Origin of the sequence: Bradyrhizobium sp. Arg816, from assembly GCF_029989365.1 — a bacterium.
In the GTDB taxonomy this organism is placed as follows: Bacteria; Pseudomonadota; Alphaproteobacteria; order Rhizobiales; family Xanthobacteraceae; genus Bradyrhizobium.
The window spans coordinates 94,213-110,748 of sequence record NZ_JAPRAQ010000012.1 but is presented as its reverse complement, the minus strand read 5'-3'; the positions used below and the strand labels follow the sequence as shown (position 1 = coordinate 110,748).

The window sequence follows — 16,536 nt, the reverse complement described above, 5'->3', positions numbered from 1 at the left end:
GTCCAGTAGTAGGACCACGAGACCTGGAGGAAGCGGAAGCACATCAGGCCGGAGCCGAGCGGGATCGCCAGATAGACGAACCACATCGGCGCTTCGAGGTCGTTCGATTGCTGGCCGGTCTTGAACATCTCGGCGACGAAGGAGGCGCCGAAGGCGGCGATCATGCCGGTGAAGAGCGCGCCGCAGAGCAGCGAGAACAGGATCACGTGCTTGCGCGAATGTTCTGGCAGGCGGTTGACGAGCAGGTCGACGCCGACATGGATGCCGGTGCGCACGCCATAGGCCGCGCCGAACTTGGCCATCCAGATGAACATGTAGATGCAGAGTTCCTGCGCCCAGGACAGGTCGAGCTCGGACAGGAAGGTGAACACCGCCATCGACAGGGTCGCGAGCCAGCTCATCCCGTGCGCAGCCGCCCATCTGGAGAGGACGATCGATTCGCCTGCGCCGTAACGGTGCAACACGGCGATGAAGATCAAGCCGGTTGCAGCCGCGATGAGCGTCGCGATCAGCCATTCTTCGAGATGGTTGAGCGCCTGGTTGAGCACGCGAAGCAAATCAAAGTCCCCCTATCGATGCGAAACGGCCGGGAGTGCGCACACTCCCGACCGTTCGTATTGTCCTTGCGGAAAACGCGTCAGTTCATCTTGACGTCGAGTTCCTTGGCGACGAGATCGAGCACCTCCTGCCCGACCCGGCCCTTTGCCCATTTGTAAGTCGGCTGCATCGCTTCCTGCCACGCCTTGCGATCGGCGTCAGTCAGATAATGCAGCTTGGTCTTGCCCGTCTTCTTGATCTCGGCCAGCGCGTCCTCGTTCTCCTGGTGCGCGATCTGGTTGGTGTACTCGGTTGCATCCACCATCGCCTTCTCGAGCTGGGTGCGGATGTCAGGCGGCAGTCCGGACCAGAATTTCGAGTTGACGATCACGGCATATTGCAGATGCGCGTGATAGGACACGGTGATGTCCTTCTGCACCTCGTAGAACTTCTGCGTCAGATAGTTGGACGCGGTGTTCTCGCAGCCGTCGACCACGCCGGTTTGCAGCGCCTGGTAGACTTCGGAGAACGCCATGATCTGCGGGATCGATCCCATCAGGCGGAAATACTGGTCGGCGATCTTCGATCCGGAAATGCGGAACTTCAGGCCCTTGAAATCCTCGGGCTTCGTCAGCGCACGGTTCGACGACACCATGTGGAAGCCGTTGTCCCAATAGGCGAGCCCGGTGATGCCCTTGGCTTCCAGCTTCTGGAACAGCCATTTGCCGACGGTGCCCTTCATCGCGCTGGAATAGGTCTCGTCGTCCTTGAACAGCCAGGGCAGGTCGAGCGCCTCGAATTCCTTGATACCGAGCGGCGCGAATTTCGCGGTCGAGGGCGCCAGCATCTGCACCGAACCGAGCTGAAGCGCCTCGATCTCCTCCTTGTCCTTGTAGAGCGAGGAGTTCGGATAGACTTCGATCTTGACCTTGCCGTCGGTGTACTTCTCGGCGAGCTCCTTGAACTTCAGCGCGCCCTTGCCCTTCGGGGTATCGTTGGCGACGACGTGGCTGAACTTGATGACGATAGGGCTCTGGGCCTGGGCCAAGACAGGGGCAACGAGAATAGCTGCGGCGGCGACTGCAAGAAGCAGCTTGCGCATGAAATAACCTCCCAACAACCTCTAAAACCGGGTTCTTTTTGTTTTACAGCCCGGTTTGCAGCCCAGTAGTGGCAGCAATCTACCACCCGAACAACTAGACCTAAGCCCAATTTGTCACAGGCAAGCTAGCTTGACGGCTGTTGTCCGCGCAACCCGGGACCCGCTCCCAGTTCCGGGTTGCGAACGGTTTATGTCGCATTGCGGCAGTGTGATCAGCTCTTGCGCTCGGCGACCATGAACAGACGCCGGAACGGAAACAGCGTCTGCCCCGCGGCATTCTTCGGATAGGCCTTCGCGACCCGCTCGCCATAGGCGGCCTCGAACGCAGCCTTCTCGTCGCCCTGCAGGATGTCGAGATAGCGCGTCAGCCAGGTCCCCTTGGTCCACTCCTTCACGGGATTGTCGCCTTCGAGCACCTGCAGATATTCGGTCTCCCAGATGTCAACGTTCTGGGAAAGCGGCGCGAGCAAATCATGATAGAAGGCCGGCCCTTCGACCGGCGGCGGGGTAACGAGATGCTCGACCTTTGACCGCCACGGACCGTTCAGCGCCGTCTCGCCGATCAGCACATGCGATGGCGCGAGGAAGTTGCGCGGCATCTGCACCGCAAGCATGCCGCCGGGCGCCACCTTCTCCATGACTGACGGAAACAGCGCCGCATGATTGGGCAGCCAGTGCAGTGCGGCATTGGAATAGATCAAATCGTATTGCCTGGCGGGGTGCCAATGGCCGAGATCCTCGTGCGACCATTCCACATCCGGCGCCGCCTTGCGGCCCGCGGCCACCATCTCGGCCGAGCCCTCGACACCGGTCACGGTCGCGTCCGGCCAGCGCTCCTTGATCAGTTTGGTCACGTTGCCGGCCCCTGCCCCGAGATCGGCGATCGCGCGCGGGGCGAAATCCGGAATCCGCATCAACAGGTCGACGGCGGGCCGAAGCCGATGGCCGGAGAATTTCAGATATTGCTGCGGATCCCAGACCATTGCTCAACGCCTTTTCTTTTTCGTGTTTCCTTCGTCGAGGCTCTTGGTTACCACTGCTCGTCCCGCTCAGGCAATTCGCGAAGCCCGCGGGACGGGCAGGAAACGAACGACAAGAAGCAAAAAGCAAACAAGAGAGCGTGTGACCATGGACCTCGGGCTCAAATCGAAAACCGCAGTCGTGACAGGAGCGAGCATCGGCATCGGCCGCGCCATCGCCAAGGGCCTGGCTGCCGAAGGCGTCCGCGTCGTCGGCGTGGCGCGGCGCACTGATCTCCTTGCCGAGCTGGTGCAGGAAGTCGGCTCCGGCCTGATCACACCGTTCGAGCAGGACGTGATGGCCAAGGACGCCGCGGAGAACATCGCGGCCTTTGCGCAAAAGGCGCTCGGCCATGTCGACATCCTCATCAACAATGCCGGCGGCAGCCGCCCGCTGCCGGTCGATGCGCCCGACAGCAAATGGGACGAGGCGATCGCGCTGAATTTCACCAGCTACCGCCGCATCGCGCACGCGCTGCTGCCGCAGATGATCGAGCGCAAATGGGGCCGCATCGTCAACATCACCGGCAAGTCCGAGCCGGAAGGCCTCAACGCGGCGTTCGCCGCGAAAGCCGCCGTGCACGCCTGGGCAAAAGGCCTGTCGCGCGAGATCGGCGAGCACGGCATCACCATCAACTGCATCCCGCCCGGCCGCATCATGAGCGAGCAGATCCGCCGCAACTACCCACCGGATTACCGCGAGCGCTTTGCGGAAGAAGAAATCCCGGTCGGCTATTGGGGCGAGCCGGAGGACCTCGCGGCGCTCGCGGTGTTTCTGGCGTCGCCGGTGGCGCGCTACATCACGGGGACGGTGATCCCGGTGGATGGGGGACTGCGGAGATATCAGTTTTAGGGCGAGGGCTCCCAAGTCCGAGGCTCCCAAGTCCGATCAGCCCGCGAAAGCATGCCACGTCCACTCTGCTCTCGGGAGCGGACAGCGTCCGATCAGACTCCCTATTCATGGAGGAGCGTTTGCCAGTCTGAAGGCACCGCCTCGGCCGGTCCGGGCACCGGCTGATCCAACGGACGCGAGTGAGGGCCTTGAAGCTTCGGGCCGGCAAAACTCTCTCCTGTGCGATAGTCGTAAAACCATCGTTCGCCCGGCTCGAAGCTCGTGATAACAGGGTGACCTGTCGCCGCGTTGTGTTTCGATGCGTGCTGGTTTGGTGAAGTATCGCAGCAGCCGATGTGACCGCATTCGACGCATCTGCGAAGATGCAGCCACCACCCGCCCGCAACCGAGCATTCCACGCAACCCGTTCCGGTTGGCTTGGCTGCGAGGTTGATGCCATCCCTCTCAGACTTCATAGGTCAACTCACTGGAAATGCTCGCGGTCACCACAGATGCATTCACGCCGCGATCTCCGCCATGTGCACATTTTGCCAGTGTTTTGTCCGACGGGTCAACATCGCGACAGCACGGAGCCTCTCGCGGGACAATTGGTGCCGCGTTCACGCAAAGTTGCGGCCGCGATGCGCAGGCGTGACAAGAGGTATCGTTCGGCGACGAAAAATCGGCACATTCCAATCCCCAACAATCACCGCCCACGCTGCAGCCACACCGCGGACAGCGGATGGACGAAGCGTTCTGCCTATAGAAACACCACAGGCCTTTGCCTGTTCGTCATCGGAGACGCGCAACATGAAGACGTGGGATCCGAAATCGGCAGGGCATCAGCCCTGCTCTACCTGTTGCGGCACGTCCTCGTCGCGGCGCGGCTTTCTCGCTGGCGTCGGTGCGCTTGGCCTTGCCTCGGCCATCCCCGCCGTTGCGGTGCACGGACAGACCAGGCCGGCGCTGATCGATACCCATCTTCATTTCTATCCGCCCGAATATCAAAAGCTTTGGCTTGGCTATGAGGACGCACGCAAGCAACCGCACTTTCCCGGTCAGGTGGCCTGGACCCGCGACAAGCTCGTCGAGGACATGGATCGCAATGGCATACGCACAGGCATCCTGTCGGTCGCCTCCACGCCCGGCGTGTGGTTCGACCTCGGGCCGGCGGAAGCCGGCCGGCTCGCGCGCGCCTGCAACGAGTACGCGGCGGAGATGATGCGCGACCATCCGGGTCGTTTCGGCCTGTTCGCGACCTTATCGATGCAGGACGTCGATGCCACGCTTGGGGAGATCGAATATGCGTTCGACACGCTGAAGGCGGATGGGATCGGACTGCAAAGCAGCTACGGCGACAAATGGCTCGGCAATGTCGCCTACAGGCCGGTGTTCGAGGAACTGAACCGTCGCAAGGCGGTCGTTTATGTGCATCCGCTGGTCGCGAGTTGCTGTAGCGGGCTCAGCGTCGGCACGTTTCCGGCGGTGATCGAAGTCCCGCACGACACCACACGCACCGTGACGAGCCTTCTGCTCAGCGGCGCATTCGCCCGCCACCGCGACATCAAATGGCTATTCTCGCACGCCGGCGGCACGATACCGATGATGGCCGGGCGCATCAATTCGTTCTATGGGGCGCGGCCCGACCTGAAGGAGTTTGCGCCGGACGGGATCGAAGGCGAACTACGCCGGCTTCACTACGACACCGCGAATGCGACTTTCGCACCGTCCATGGCCGCGCTGCTCAAGCTCGTGCCCGCCTCCCAGATCACCTATGGCAGCGACTATCCGTATTTCGGCCTCGGCCAGTTCGCGCAGTTGCAGAAGCTTGGCCTCTCGACAGAGGATCTCGATGCGATCGGCCATCAGAACGCGGCACGTCTCGTTCCCCGCTTGCAGGGTTAGGGCATTGGGCAGCGTCTCCTGACGGCGCGGCGGTGCGCGACAAGGATGCTTGATCTAGATCAAGCCCGCCGCGGCAACGCCATCCCGGAATAGGCTGTCGATGGCCGCGCAGAAGCGCCGCCCGTAAGCCAAGGAGATGATCGATCATGACATCCTCGAATTCCCTGCGTACCTTCGTTCTCGCCGGAGCCGGCGCCCTGCTATCAGGCACAATCGCTCAGGCCGGGCCGATCCCGACGCATCTTTCGACGATGAAATCGATGGTCGATCAGACCACCACCGAAGTGCGCTGGGTCGGCGGCTGGCGCGGCGGCGGCTACGGCTATCGCGGCGGCGGCTGGGGCTACCGCGGAGGCTGGGGTTATCGCGGCTACGGCTATCGCGGCCTCGGTTACGGTGTGGCCGCCGGCGCGGTCGTCGGCGGCGCGATCGCGCGGAGCGCCTATTACGGCGGCTATGGCGGGTCCTACGGTGGCTACTATGGCGGTTATCCCGCCTACGGCTACGGCTACGGCTACCCGGCCGCATCGTATTACGGCTATGGCGGCGGCGACTACGGCTATGGCTACGGCGGCGACAATTGCCCGCCCTCCGGCAGCTATTGGGCCTACTAGCGGGAAACGTATTCGCCGCTTCAGGGGATGGCTCGCCACGGGCCGCCATCCCCCGACGAGCCAATTCACCCCTGTTCCGACGGGCAGCAGCACCTCATCCCTCGCCCGCCGGCGGGACCACATACAGCGTCAGCGCAAACACCGCATAAATGAAGATCATGAGCACGCCGACGAACCATGCCGAGCGCCCACTGGTGGTGATGAAGGTCGCCGTGACTGTTGCGATCATCACCATGGTGACGGCGCCAGGCCAGAACTGAAGGTTCATCGGCGTGGGTCCGACGACATAACTGAGCAGCACGAGCGCGGGTGCAACGAACAGCGCAATCTGGGAGGCGCTGCCGAGCGCGATGCTGACGACCATGTCGAGCCGGTCCTTGCGCGCCGCGGCAAAGGCCACCGCAAATTCGGCAGCGGCTCCGACCAGCGAAACGATGATGAAGCCGACAAAGGCCGGACTCATGCCGAACGTTTCCGCCGCTTTCTGCACCGATTCCACGAAGATCTCGCTCACCAGCGCGACCAGCACGGTGACGACCAGCAACGTCCCGACGGCGACGCTGATCGGCCAGTGCGCCTCCTTGTCCTCGCCGTGATCGCCACTTGCGAACAATTCCTTGTGGGTCCCGAGCGAGAACCACAGGCCGAGCGCGTAAGCCGCGATCAGCAGGATCGAAATGCCGACGCTGAGCTTGTGAATGACGCCTCCGTCCTGCGGCAGATGTTCGAGGTCGGCGACCGCCGATGGCGCCAGCAGGGCGACCGTTGCCATCAGCAACAGGCCGGACGACAGCCGCGCGCCGGCGCGATTGTACTCCTGCACATGATAGCGCAGGCCGCCGAGCAGCAGGCAGGCGCCGAGCATGAATGTCGCGTTGGTGACGATCGCGCCGGCAATCGAGGCCTTCACCAGCATGTACTCGCCTGCACGCAGCGCCGTGATGGCGATGATCAGCTCCGTCAGATTGCCGAGCGTTGCGTTGAGCAGTCCGCCCACGGCATCGCCGGTCCTGGCGGCGACCGCTTCGGTGGCGTGGCTGAGCAGCGCCGCCAGCGGCACGATCGCTAGCACGGCCAGCACGAACAGCAGCGTGTGGGAATGCGGGGCGACCGCCTCCGCCACCAGCACGATGGGCACGAAGACCAGCATCCACAGCAAAGGCGTATTCCGGATCTCCCTGAGCAGGGTTTGCATGTCAGCCGCCCCTTTCCATCGATGCGTTGGTGGAAAGGTCTGGCGGACGCTTGGGCTGAGTATTGATCTGCCTCAACGTGAGCCGGATGAAGCACGCCGCTGGATGGCATGAGGCGGACATCGCGCATGATGGGAAAGCGCCCTCGTCCCCGACCCCTGGCACGATAGTCACGATAGTATTGTGCCAGTGTTTTGCCCGACGGGTCAACGCGATCACGGTCGCGAATGTCGTCGCGACGCGCTCCGAAAATCCCTTATCGATCAAGGGACCTTCTACTGTGCATGGGGTTGTTTTTCGACTTTTTGTGTTGGGCCCCACAATAAAATCGCGAGAGCTCCTCACTCCGCCTGCAAGATCTCCGCAACCGCAGCCCCCGCCGCAATCGTGCCGAGCCTGCCGCCGATGTCGCGCGTCGCCCAGCCTTCGCCGATCGCCTTCGCCACCGCGGCTTCGATCGCACGCGCCGCTTCCTCATAGCGGACGGCGCCGGTCTTCTCGCCATGCCAGGCCAGCAGCAAGGCGGTCGAGAGGATCAGCGAGACCGGGTTGGCGACGTCCTGCCCCGCGATGTCAGGTGCCGAGCCATGCGCCGCCTGCGCCATCGCATAGCGGTCGCCGACATTGAGCGAGCCGCCGAGGCCGAGGCTGCCGGAGAGCTCGGCCGTGAGATCGGACAGGATGTCGCCGAACATGTTGGTGGCGACGATGACGTCGAAGCGATCGGGGTTGCGCACGACATGCGCCATCATGGCGTCGACCAGGACGTCGTCGACTGCGAGGCCGGGATAGCCATTCGCCGCCGCACGGCAGATGTCGAGGAACATGCCGTCGCCGAGTTTCAGCACATTGGCCTTGTGCACGATGGTCAAATGTCTTCGCCGCTTCATCGCCAGACGGCAGGCGGCGTGCGCGATGCGCTCGCAGCAGAGGCGCGTGATCCGGCGCAGCGAGATCACGACGTCGGGCGTGACCAGCATCTCGCCATTGCCCTGCTCCATGTTGCGGTCGGCGTAAAACCCTTCGGTGTTCTCGCGCACGACGACGAGGTCGAACTCGCCGAGCCGGCCGGGCCGCCCCGCATAGGTGCGCGCGGGCCGGACATTGGCGTAGAGGTCGAGGCTCTTGCGGAAATGCCTGGACGGATTGATCTCGCCACGGGCCTCGTCCTTGAAGTCGAAGGTCGCGGTCGGGCCCAGGATCAGGCCGTCGGCGGCGCGGACGATGTCGAGCAACTCGGGGCGCACCGTCGTGCCTGATAGCTTCAGGCTCGCATGGCCGACCGCGTGCTCCTCGAGCCGCAGGTCAAGCTGGAAGCGCTCGGAGGCCGCGCGCAGCACGCCCGATGTCGCCGTCGTGATCTCCGGTCCGATGCCGTCACCGGGCAGAACGACGATTTGCATGGTGATCCCCCAAGATTGCATCAGCTGGCGCGATCATACGCCAGCTGCCGGCCGCATCGCCTGACCTTCGCGCATACACAGCATGCAAGCATATGCCTGTGGAAGCGGCCTTCGGCGTAGTACATGCGAAAAGTCCCCTTTCACCACGCCGCCGGAGCAACGCGCCAGGCAATGACAATCACGTTACCTGCCGCCGCGCGCGAGCCCGACCATCCCATTGCCGACGGCCTTCCGGCCACGCAGCGGCGCTGGGCGATCGCCGCCATCTTCACCGCGCTGGCGATGGCCTCCCTCGACACCGCGATCGCCAATATCGCGCTGCCAGCCATTGCCGCCGACCTGCACGTCACGCCGGAGCAATCGGTCTGGGTGGTCAATGTCTACCAGATCGCGCTGGTGGCCACTTTGCTGCCGCTCGGCGCACTCGGCGAGATCGTCGGGCACCAGCGCATCTATCTCGGCGGCCTGATCCTGTTCACCATCGCCTCGCTGTTCTGCGCGGTGGCGTGGTCGCTGGACAGCCTGCTCGTCGCCCGCACGCTGCAGGGCTTGGGCGCCAGCGGCATCATGAGCGTCAATACGGCGCTGGTGCGGTTCGTCTATCCCGGCCGGATGCTCGGCCGCGGCTTTGGCCACAACGCGCTCGTGGTCGCAACCGCCTTCACCTTCGGTCCGTCGATCGCCTCTGCCATCCTCGCATTCGGCCCGTGGCCGTGGCTGTTTGCGGTCAACATCCCGTTCGGTCTCGTCGCGATCGGCATCGGCTATGCGATGCTGCCGAAGACGCCGCGCGCCGATCACGGCTTCGACTTCCTCGGCGCGGTCCTGGCGTCCGCCTGCCTCGGCCTGTTCATCACGGGCATCGGCAGCGCCGCGCACAATCTGTCGCCTGTTATCGTGGGCATCGAGCTGATCACGGCCCTCGCACTCGGCTTCATCCTGACGCGCCGGCATGCCGACCATCCCGCGCCGATGCTGCCGATCGACCTGTTCAGCCGACCGATGTTCGCGCTGTCGGCGGCGACCGCGGTGTGCTCGTTCGCCGTGCAGGGCCTCGCCTTCGTCTCGCTGCCGTTCTATTTCGAGGACGTGCTCGGGCGTTCGCAGGTCGAGACCGGCTTCTTCATGACGCCCTGGCCGCTCGTCGTCGGCATCATGGCGCCGATCGCGGGGCGCCTCTCCGACCGGCACGCGGTCGGCCTGCTCGGCGGCATCGGGCTCGTGCTGCTCGGCCTCGGCATGGCATTGCTCGCGATGCTCCCGTCCAATCCTGCTATCCCCGACATCATCTGGCGGATGGTGATCTGCGGCATGGGGTTCGGCTTCTTCCAGGCACCGAACATGAAGGCGGTGATGTCGAGCGCGCCGCCGCACCGCAGCGGCAGCGCCTCTGGCATCGTCGCGACCGCGCGCCTGACGGGCCAGACCACGGGCGCGGCGCTCGCCGCCCTCTGCTTTGCGCTTGCCGGCCACGACGGCGCAACCGTCGCGCTGGCCCTCGGCGCCGGCTTTGCCGCGCTCGGCAGCGTCATGAGCTTCTTGCGGCTGGCGGTGAAGTAAGCCTTCAGGCCAGGTGCCGGGCTGCGGTGGTGTCGAGCGTCGCAGCGGTCGGGATGACCGTCTCGTCATCGAGCGCAGCGAGGCGCCCGTCGATGGCTTCGATGACCTTGCGCGAGAACGGCCCGAGATGCGCATAGGCGGCAATCATCTGTACGGCAATGCGCGCCGATGAGGTGTCGCGCTTGGCGCAGTTCATGAAGGTCTGCCACAGCGGCCCGCGCGCTTCGGGAAGGGCGGTGACAACACGGTGCACCGTCTCCATCGCCCCGACCCGCGAGCGGATGTCGCCCTCGGCGAGCTCGGAGCGCTGCCTGGATCGGTCGAGCAGCGTCATCAGGCGGTCGACGCGTCCTGCGTAGGCGGCGGGGCTGTAGATGTGCTCCAGCACCCGCTTGTAGTCCGTCAGGATGTCGCGCAACGGGCGGACCGTATCGAAGTTGATGCCGTCCGTGCACTGATCGGCGCCGATGGTCGGCGCCAGATCGTGGCCCGGATGCAGCCGGCCTTCACGCTCGAGTCGGCGCGTGAGCTGCGTGTTCGGCAAGGCGTAGAGCAGGCCGACCATGGCGACGGGAATGGCGGCCTCCTCGATGAAATCGATCATCGCCTCCGCCATCGAGACCTTCTCGGTGTCGAAGCCGACGATGAAGCCCGCAGTGACGAGCATGCCGGCGGCATAGATCTTGTGGATGCTCTCGGCGATGTTGCGCCGCGTGTTCTGCTTCTTCCGCATCGCGACCAGCGTTGCAGGGTCCGGGCTTTCGATGCCAACGAAGATGCCGAAGAAATTGGCCGTGCCCATCAGCTCCAATAGCTCGGGATCGTCGGCCAGGTTGACCGAGGCCTCGGTGGACAATTCGAAGGGATAGCCGTGCGCGCGCTGCCATTCGGCGAGCTGGGGCAGGAACTGCCGCAGCGACTTCTTGTTGCCGATGAAATTGTCGTCGACGAAGTCGAGATGGCCGCGGTAGCCCATCCGGTAGAGCGTCTCGAGCTCGACGAACATCTGCTCGACCGTCTTGGTGCGCGGCACACGGCCGTAGAGCTCGATGATGTCGCAGAACTCGCAGGTGAACGGACAGCCGCGCGAATACTGCACACCGAGGTAGAGATAGTCCTCGAACTTCAGGAGATCGAAGCGTGGCACCGGCGTCTTTGTCACGTCGGCCTGGAATTTCGGCGCAGTGAAGACGCCGGAGCGGGCCCCGCTTTCCCAGGCCGCGATGAACTCGTCGATGATGCCCTCGGCCTCGCCGAGCACCCGGAAGTCGGCCTTCTCGTAGATGTGCGGGCTGGAGGTGGGATCGGGTCCGCCGACGACCACCGGCTTGCCGGCGGCGCGGCAGAGTTCGATCAGGCGCAGCGTATCGGCCTGCTGCGGCAGCATGCCGCCGGTGAACACGACGTCGGCCCAGGTGAGATCCTCGTCACCAAGGGGCTGGGTGTTGCAGTCGATCAGCCGGACCGTCCAGTCCTTCGGCAACATCGCGGCCACCGTGATCAGGCCGAGAGGGGCTGCGGGTCGCTTCACACCCATCAGCTCACAGGATTCGCCAAAGCTCCAGAACGACTCCGCCGTGAACAGCGGATAGAGCATCAGTACGTTGCAGGGGCTGGCCACGTTTATGGAACTCCTTTTGAATCGGGTGCAGTGTAGCAAAGCATGGCCGTCTTGCACCCCGGCAAAAGGGACAAACTGTCGCCGCAGTGGGAACTGGCCGGAACGCGCCGGGCGTCGTTCCGAGCCACCTCTTGGCGCCGGGAGAGGCTCATCCGGCCGCTTGGACGGGCGATTTCGGCGGCAACACCGCGCTCCCGACATTCTTCCCCGCGCATGCCAGCCTCGCTGTTGGCCTTCCCTCGGACTATTGATTTGAACAGTTCCAATTTGCCAGACACATTGTTCCGTAAGTCTAATCGGTGGATTGGGCCAATCAGGGGACTTGCGATGGCAAACCTAACAATCAACGGAAAAACCTTCACGCTCGACGTCGAGCCGGATACGCCGCTGCTCTGGGCGATCCGTGAGAATGCCGGCCTGACCGGCACCAAATATGGCTGCGGCATTGCGCAATGCGGCGCCTGCACCGTTCACATGGACGGCGTTGCCATCCGTTCCTGCGGGATTTCGGTCAGCGAGGCCGAAGGCAAGAAGATCACCACGATCGAGGGGCTCGCGTCCGGCGACGCGCTGCACAAGGTGCAGAAGGCCTGGATCGCCCAGGACGTCCCGCAATGCGGCTATTGCCAGAGCGGCATGATCATGGCGGTGGCGGCGCTGCTCGCCGAAAAGCCGAAGCCGACCGACGCCGATATCGACGAGGCCATCACCAATATCTGCCGCTGCGGCACCTTCCAGCAGGTGCGCGAAGCGATCCACACGATCGCTAGCGCCTGAGGAGCCGCCCCATGAACAAGCATGTTTCTCCCAAGATGAACCGTCGCGCCTTCGTCATCGGCACCGCCGCTGTCGGCGCCGGCCTCGCCATCGGGCTCGATCTCCCCTTCGGTGGCCCCGCCGTGGTCCGCGCGGCCGACGGCTCGCCGGAAGTCAACGCCTGGGTCGTGGTCAGGCCCGATGACACCGTGGTGATCCGCATCGCCCGCTCCGAGATGGGCCAGGGCTCGCTCACCGGCCTCGCCCAGCTGGTCGCCGAGGAACTCGAATGCGACTGGTCGAAGGTCACGACCGAATATCCGACCCCCGGCCAGAGCGTCGCCCGCAAGCGCGTCTGGGGTGATTTCTCGACCGGCGGCAGCCGTGGCATCCGCAGCTCGCAAGACTATGTCCGCAAGGGCGGCGCGACCGCGCGCGTGATGCTGATCGAGGCCGCCGCGAACGAGTGGAAGGTGCCGGCCTCCGAATGCACCGTCGCCAAGGGCGTCATCACCCACAAGGCGTCGGGCAAGACGACGACTTACGGCAAGGTCGCCGAAGCCGCCGCCAAGCTGACGCCGCCGGCCGACGTCAAGCTCAAGGATCCCAAGGACTGGACCATCGCAGGCAAGGGCCTGCTGCGGCTCGACACCGCCGACAAGACCACCGGCACGATGATCTACGGCATCGACGTCAAGCTGCCGGGCATGCTGAACGCCGCGATCAAGGACTGCCCGGTGTTTGGCGGCAAGCTGAAGAGCTATGACGAAGCCAAGATCACCGGCATGAAAGGCGTCAAGAAGGTCGTCAAGGTCGGCGACACCGCCGTTGCGGTCGTCGCCGACACCTGGTGGCACGCCAAGAGCGCGCTGGAAGCGCTGCCGATCGTCTGGGACGAGGGCGAGAACGCCAAGGTCACGAGCGAGTCGATTGCGAAGTGGCTCGCCGAGGGCCTCGACGATTCGCAGCCGGCCTATGTCGGCAACAAGAACGGCGATGTGAAGGCGGCGATTGCCGGCGCAGCGAAGAAGGTCGAAGCCGTCTACAATTACCCCTACCAGAACCACGCCACCATGGAGCCGATGAACGCCACCGCGCTCTACACGGTGGACAAATGCGAGGTCTGGTGCGGCACGCAAAACGGCGAGGCGGCTTTCGCGGCCACGTTGGAAGCCTCGGGCCTACCGGCGGAGAAGTGCGACGTGCACAAGGTGATGCCCGGCGGCGGCTTCGGCCGGCGCGGCCAGACCGACTATGTCCGCCAGGCGGTCATGATCGCCAAGCAGATGCCGGGCACGCCGATCAAGCTGTTGTGGTCGCGCGAAGAGGACATGGCGCACGGCAGGTATCACCCGATCACCCAGTGCAAGATGACCGGCGCGTTCGACGCCAACAACAATCTGGTGGCGCTGCACTACCGCCTGTCCGGGCAGTCGATCCTGTTCTCGCTGCGCCCCGAAGCGCTGCAGAACGGCATGGATCCGGCTGCATTCCAGGGCGTCGCCCAGTCCGGCGAAGCCGCGTTCGGCTATTCGGTGCCCAACCTCCTGGTCGAGCACGCGATGCGCAACCCGCACGTTCCGCCCGGCTTCTGGCGCGGCGTCAACGTCAATCACAACGCGATCTACATGGAATGCTTCATGGACGAGCTGGCCCAGGCCGCAGGCCAGGACCCGCTCGAATTCCGCCGCAAGCTGATGCGCAACCATCCCAAGCATCTGGCGGTACTCAATGCCGTGGCCGAGAAGATCGGCTGGGACAAGCCGGCACCACTGGGCGTCTATCGCGGCATCGCGCAGGTCATGGGCTATGGCAGCTACGTTGCCGGCGCCGCCGAGATCTCGGTGACCGACGGCAACAAGATCAAGGTGCATCGCATCGTCGCCTCCACTGATCCCGGCTACGTCGTCAATCCGGCGCAGGTGGAGCGGCAGATTGCCGGCTCCTTCGTCTATGGCCTCTCCGCGCTGTTCTACGGCGGCTGCACCGTCAAGGACGGCAAGATCGAGCAAACCAACTTCGACACCTACAATTCGATGCGCATCAACGAGATGCCGAAGGTGGAATCGGTGATGGTGCCGAGCGGCGGGTTCTGGGGCGGCGTCGGCGAGCCGACCATCGGCGTCGCGGCGCCGGCGGTGCTCAACGCCTATTTCGCGGCGACGGGCAAGCGCATCCGCTCGGTGCCGCTGCGCGACCAGAACATCACCTTCGCCTGAGAAACGCCGCGGCGGCTGCAACGGCCGCCGCGGCATTTTTGCCTGGATGATCCCGATGACCACGCGCCCGGTGACACGGCGGAATGCCGTGCTCGGCATCACCGCGGCCGCCGCAACACTGGCGGGGCCATCGGTCCTGCGTGCGCAATCGGCAGCACGCATCGTCGTGGTCGGCGGCGGCTTTGGCGGCGCGACATGCGCCCGCGCGCTGAAACGCGCGCGTGAAGACTTGCAAATCATCCTGATCGAACCCAACGCGGTCTTCACCTCATGCCCCTTCAGCAACGAGGTGATTGCGGGGCTGCGCGAGATCGACGCGCAGCAGTTCGACTATGACAAGTTCGCCGCCGAGGGCATCACCGTGATCGGCGAGGCCGTGACCACAATCGAGCCGCAGCGGCGCAGCGTCGTGACGACCGACGGCGTCGCGCTGCCCTATGACCGTCTCGTGCTCTCGCCCGGCATCGACTTCCATTTCGAGGCCCTGCCCGGCTATGACGAGGCGGCATCCGAAAAAATGCCGCACGCCTGGAAGGCCGGCGCGCAGACGCTGCTGCTGCGCAGGCAACTGGAGGCGATGACGGACGGCGGCACGGTCGCCATCGCCATCCCGGCCAATCCCTCGCGCTGCCCGCCGGCGCCCTACGAGCGCGCCAGCCTGATCGCGCATTACCTGAAGACGAAGAAGCCGCGCTCGAAGGTACTGGTCCTCGATGCCAAGGACACTTTTTCGCAGCAGCGGCTGTTCGAGAAGGCGTGGAAGGAGCTCTATGGCGACATGATCGAGCGCATCGCGCTGTCGCAGGGCGGTCGCGTCACCTCGGTCGATCCTTCGACAAGGACCATCATCACCGAGTTCGGCAATTACACGCCTGATGTCGCCAACGTCATCCCGCCGCAACGCGCCGGCCGCATCGCCGAGATCGCGGGCGCGGCGGATGCGACCGGCTGGTGCCCGATCGATCCCGTGACCTTCGAGTCGAAGCTCGTCCCGAACATCCACGTCATCGGCGATGCCTGCCTCGGCGGCGGCATTCCCAAATCGGCCTCGGCCGCGAGCGCACAGGGCAAGGCTTGCGCCGCCGCCATCGTCAACCTGTTCGCGGGCCGCGCGCCGGAGGCGCCGCGGTTGACCGGCGTCTGCTACAACACCGCCGCGCCCGGCTACGGCTTCTCGCTCGCCGGCAATTACCAGCCCAGGGGCGACATCTTTGCCGAGGTCGAAGGCGGCGCGACCAGCCCGGTCGACGCACCGCGCGAGCTACGCGCCCGCGAGGCGGCGGAAGCCGAGCGCTGGTTTCAAACCATCACGGCGGACACCTTTGGCTAGAGCATTCCTTCATATCGCAGCGCTGATCGTCGCCGGCCTTGCCCTGGCCAGCGGAGCAAGAGCCGACGAGCTCGTGCCCTACAAAGTCATCGGTGACACCATCCCGCAGCCGCTCACGGGCACGCCGGGCGATCCCGCGCGCGGCCGCGCGCTGGTGGTGGCGCGCACCACGACCTGCATCCTCTGCCATTCCGGTCCGTTCCCGGAGGCGCGGTTCCAGGGTGACCTCGCGCCTGACCTCACCGGCACCGGGAACTGGTGGTCGGCGGGCCAGTTGCGGCTGCGGCTGGTCGATGCATCGCGCTACAACCCGCAGACCATTATGCCGTCCTATTATCGCGACGACGGGCTGGTCCGGGTCGGGCGCAATTTTGCCGGCATGCCGATATTGTCCGCCGCGGAGATCGAAGACATCGTGGCCTTTCTTGTAACGCTTCGGAACTAG

At 64.6% G+C, this 16,536-nt stretch carries 14 protein-coding genes and 1 pseudogene; 8 read left to right on the top strand and 7 right to left on the bottom strand.

The window, feature by feature from the left end:
* Window positions 1-32: 32 nt before the first annotated feature.
* From OWC48_RS46965 to OWC48_RS27290, 3 genes and pseudogenes are all read right to left on the bottom strand, one after another.
* Window positions 33-377 (bottom strand): annotated as a pseudogene (locus OWC48_RS46965) (TRAP transporter small permease); the annotation flags it as partial.
* Window positions 378-637: 260 nt separating this feature from the next.
* Window positions 638-1,639, bottom strand: coding sequence for a DctP family TRAP transporter solute-binding subunit (locus OWC48_RS27295; protein ID WP_282522745.1), 1,002 nt, complete (start codon window positions 1,637-1,639; stop codon window positions 638-640).
* A 212-nt stretch (window positions 1,640-1,851) separates the two neighbouring features.
* Window positions 1,852-2,622: a methyltransferase domain-containing protein gene (locus tag OWC48_RS27290; protein ID WP_282522744.1), complete on the bottom strand. Its 771-nt coding sequence runs from the start codon at window positions 2,620-2,622 to the stop codon at window positions 1,852-1,854.
* A gap of 145 nt (window positions 2,623-2,767) precedes the next feature.
* Between OWC48_RS27290 and OWC48_RS27285 the strand changes: the two genes are divergently transcribed.
* On the top strand, window positions 2,768-3,511 hold the full coding sequence (locus OWC48_RS27285) for an SDR family NAD(P)-dependent oxidoreductase (RefSeq protein ID WP_282522836.1): 744 nt from the start codon (window positions 2,768-2,770) through the stop codon (window positions 3,509-3,511).
* A gap of 101 nt (window positions 3,512-3,612) precedes the next feature.
* Here the strand turns inward: OWC48_RS27285 and OWC48_RS27280 are convergent, their stop codons facing one another.
* Window positions 3,613-3,966 carry a UBP-type zinc finger domain-containing protein gene (locus OWC48_RS27280; RefSeq protein ID WP_282522743.1) on the bottom strand — a complete coding sequence of 118 codons (354 nt, stop codon included), beginning with the start codon at window positions 3,964-3,966 and terminating at the stop codon, window positions 3,613-3,615.
* Between the two features lie 334 nt (window positions 3,967-4,300).
* On the opposite strand from OWC48_RS27280, the gene OWC48_RS27275 reads away from it, so the two are divergent.
* Window positions 4,301-5,395: an amidohydrolase family protein gene (locus OWC48_RS27275; protein ID WP_282522742.1), complete on the top strand. Its 1,095-nt coding sequence runs from the start codon at window positions 4,301-4,303 to the stop codon at window positions 5,393-5,395.
* Window positions 5,396-5,541: 146 nt separating this feature from the next.
* Window positions 5,542-6,009, top strand: coding sequence for a hypothetical protein (locus OWC48_RS27270; RefSeq protein ID WP_282522741.1), 468 nt, complete (start codon window positions 5,542-5,544; stop codon window positions 6,007-6,009).
* Between the two features lie 94 nt (window positions 6,010-6,103).
* On the opposite strand, the gene cax is transcribed toward OWC48_RS27270, so the two are convergent.
* The gene (gene cax / locus OWC48_RS27265; protein ID WP_282522740.1) at window positions 6,104-7,204 is read right to left on the bottom strand and encodes a calcium/proton exchanger; all 1,101 of its coding nucleotides are present in this window, start codon (window positions 7,202-7,204) and stop codon (window positions 6,104-6,106) included.
* Window positions 7,205-7,543: 339 nt separating this feature from the next.
* The gene (locus tag OWC48_RS27260) at window positions 7,544-8,605 is read right to left on the bottom strand and encodes an isocitrate/isopropylmalate dehydrogenase family protein (protein ID WP_282522739.1); all 1,062 of its coding nucleotides are present in this window, start codon (window positions 8,603-8,605) and stop codon (window positions 7,544-7,546) included.
* A 171-nt stretch (window positions 8,606-8,776) separates the two neighbouring features.
* Here OWC48_RS27260 and OWC48_RS27255 point away from each other — a divergent pair, with 171 nt between their 5' ends.
* Window positions 8,777-10,165 carry an MFS transporter gene (locus OWC48_RS27255; protein ID WP_166105605.1) on the top strand — a complete coding sequence of 463 codons (1,389 nt, stop codon included), beginning with the start codon at window positions 8,777-8,779 and terminating at the stop codon, window positions 10,163-10,165.
* Between the two features lie 4 nt (window positions 10,166-10,169).
* Here OWC48_RS27255 and OWC48_RS27250 read toward each other — a convergent pair whose 3' ends face one another.
* Window positions 10,170-11,792, bottom strand: a complete 1,623-nt coding sequence (locus OWC48_RS27250; RefSeq protein WP_282522835.1) for a B12-binding domain-containing radical SAM protein — start codon at window positions 11,790-11,792, stop codon at window positions 10,170-10,172.
* 321 nt (window positions 11,793-12,113) lie between these two features.
* Here OWC48_RS27250 and OWC48_RS27245 point away from each other — a divergent pair, with 321 nt between their 5' ends.
* The 4 genes from OWC48_RS27245 to soxX are packed head-to-tail and all read left to right on the top strand — an operon-like array spanning window position 12,114 to window position 16,536.
* Window positions 12,114-12,563 carry a (2Fe-2S)-binding protein gene (locus OWC48_RS27245; protein ID WP_282522738.1) on the top strand — a complete coding sequence of 150 codons (450 nt, stop codon included), beginning with the start codon at window positions 12,114-12,116 and terminating at the stop codon, window positions 12,561-12,563.
* An 11-nt stretch (window positions 12,564-12,574) separates the two neighbouring features.
* Window positions 12,575-14,761 carry a molybdopterin cofactor-binding domain-containing protein gene (locus tag OWC48_RS27240; protein WP_282522737.1) on the top strand — a complete coding sequence of 729 codons (2,187 nt, stop codon included), beginning with the start codon at window positions 12,575-12,577 and terminating at the stop codon, window positions 14,759-14,761.
* Between the two features lie 46 nt (window positions 14,762-14,807).
* On the top strand, window positions 14,808-16,091 hold the full coding sequence (locus tag OWC48_RS27235; RefSeq protein WP_282522736.1) for an NAD(P)/FAD-dependent oxidoreductase: 1,284 nt from the start codon (window positions 14,808-14,810) through the stop codon (window positions 16,089-16,091).
* The gene (gene soxX / locus OWC48_RS27230; protein WP_282522735.1) at window positions 16,084-16,536 is read left to right on the top strand and encodes a sulfur oxidation c-type cytochrome SoxX; all 453 of its coding nucleotides are present in this window, start codon (window positions 16,084-16,086) and stop codon (window positions 16,534-16,536) included. Before OWC48_RS27235 ends, soxX begins: the two co-directional genes overlap by 8 nt.

What these genes read in the sequence shown, in the direction of transcription:
- OWC48_RS27295 (WP_282522745.1), bottom strand. Translation starts at nt 1,639, where the DNA reads ATGCGCAAGCTGCTTCTTGCAGTCGCCGCCGCAGCTATTCTCGTTGCC.
- OWC48_RS27290 (WP_282522744.1), bottom strand. Translation starts at nt 2,622, where the DNA reads ATGGTCTGGGATCCGCAGCAATATCTGAAATTCTCCGGCCATCGGCTT.
- OWC48_RS27285 (WP_282522836.1), top strand. Translation starts at nt 2,768, where the DNA reads ATGGACCTCGGGCTCAAATCGAAAACCGCAGTCGTGACAGGAGCGAGC.
- OWC48_RS27280 (WP_282522743.1), bottom strand. Translation starts at nt 3,966, where the DNA reads ATGAAGTCTGAGAGGGATGGCATCAACCTCGCAGCCAAGCCAACCGGA.
- OWC48_RS27275 (WP_282522742.1), top strand. Translation starts at nt 4,301, where the DNA reads ATGAAGACGTGGGATCCGAAATCGGCAGGGCATCAGCCCTGCTCTACC.
- OWC48_RS27270 (WP_282522741.1), top strand. Translation starts at nt 5,542, where the DNA reads ATGACATCCTCGAATTCCCTGCGTACCTTCGTTCTCGCCGGAGCCGGC.
- cax (WP_282522740.1), bottom strand. Translation starts at nt 7,204, where the DNA reads ATGCAAACCCTGCTCAGGGAGATCCGGAATACGCCTTTGCTGTGGATG.
- OWC48_RS27260 (WP_282522739.1), bottom strand. Translation starts at nt 8,605, where the DNA reads ATGCAAATCGTCGTTCTGCCCGGTGACGGCATCGGACCGGAGATCACG.
- OWC48_RS27255 (WP_166105605.1), top strand. Translation starts at nt 8,777, where the DNA reads ATGACAATCACGTTACCTGCCGCCGCGCGCGAGCCCGACCATCCCATT.
- OWC48_RS27245 (WP_282522738.1), top strand. Translation starts at nt 12,114, where the DNA reads ATGGCAAACCTAACAATCAACGGAAAAACCTTCACGCTCGACGTCGAG.
- OWC48_RS27240 (WP_282522737.1), top strand. Translation starts at nt 12,575, where the DNA reads ATGAACAAGCATGTTTCTCCCAAGATGAACCGTCGCGCCTTCGTCATC.
- OWC48_RS27235 (WP_282522736.1), top strand. Translation starts at nt 14,808, where the DNA reads ATGATCCCGATGACCACGCGCCCGGTGACACGGCGGAATGCCGTGCTC.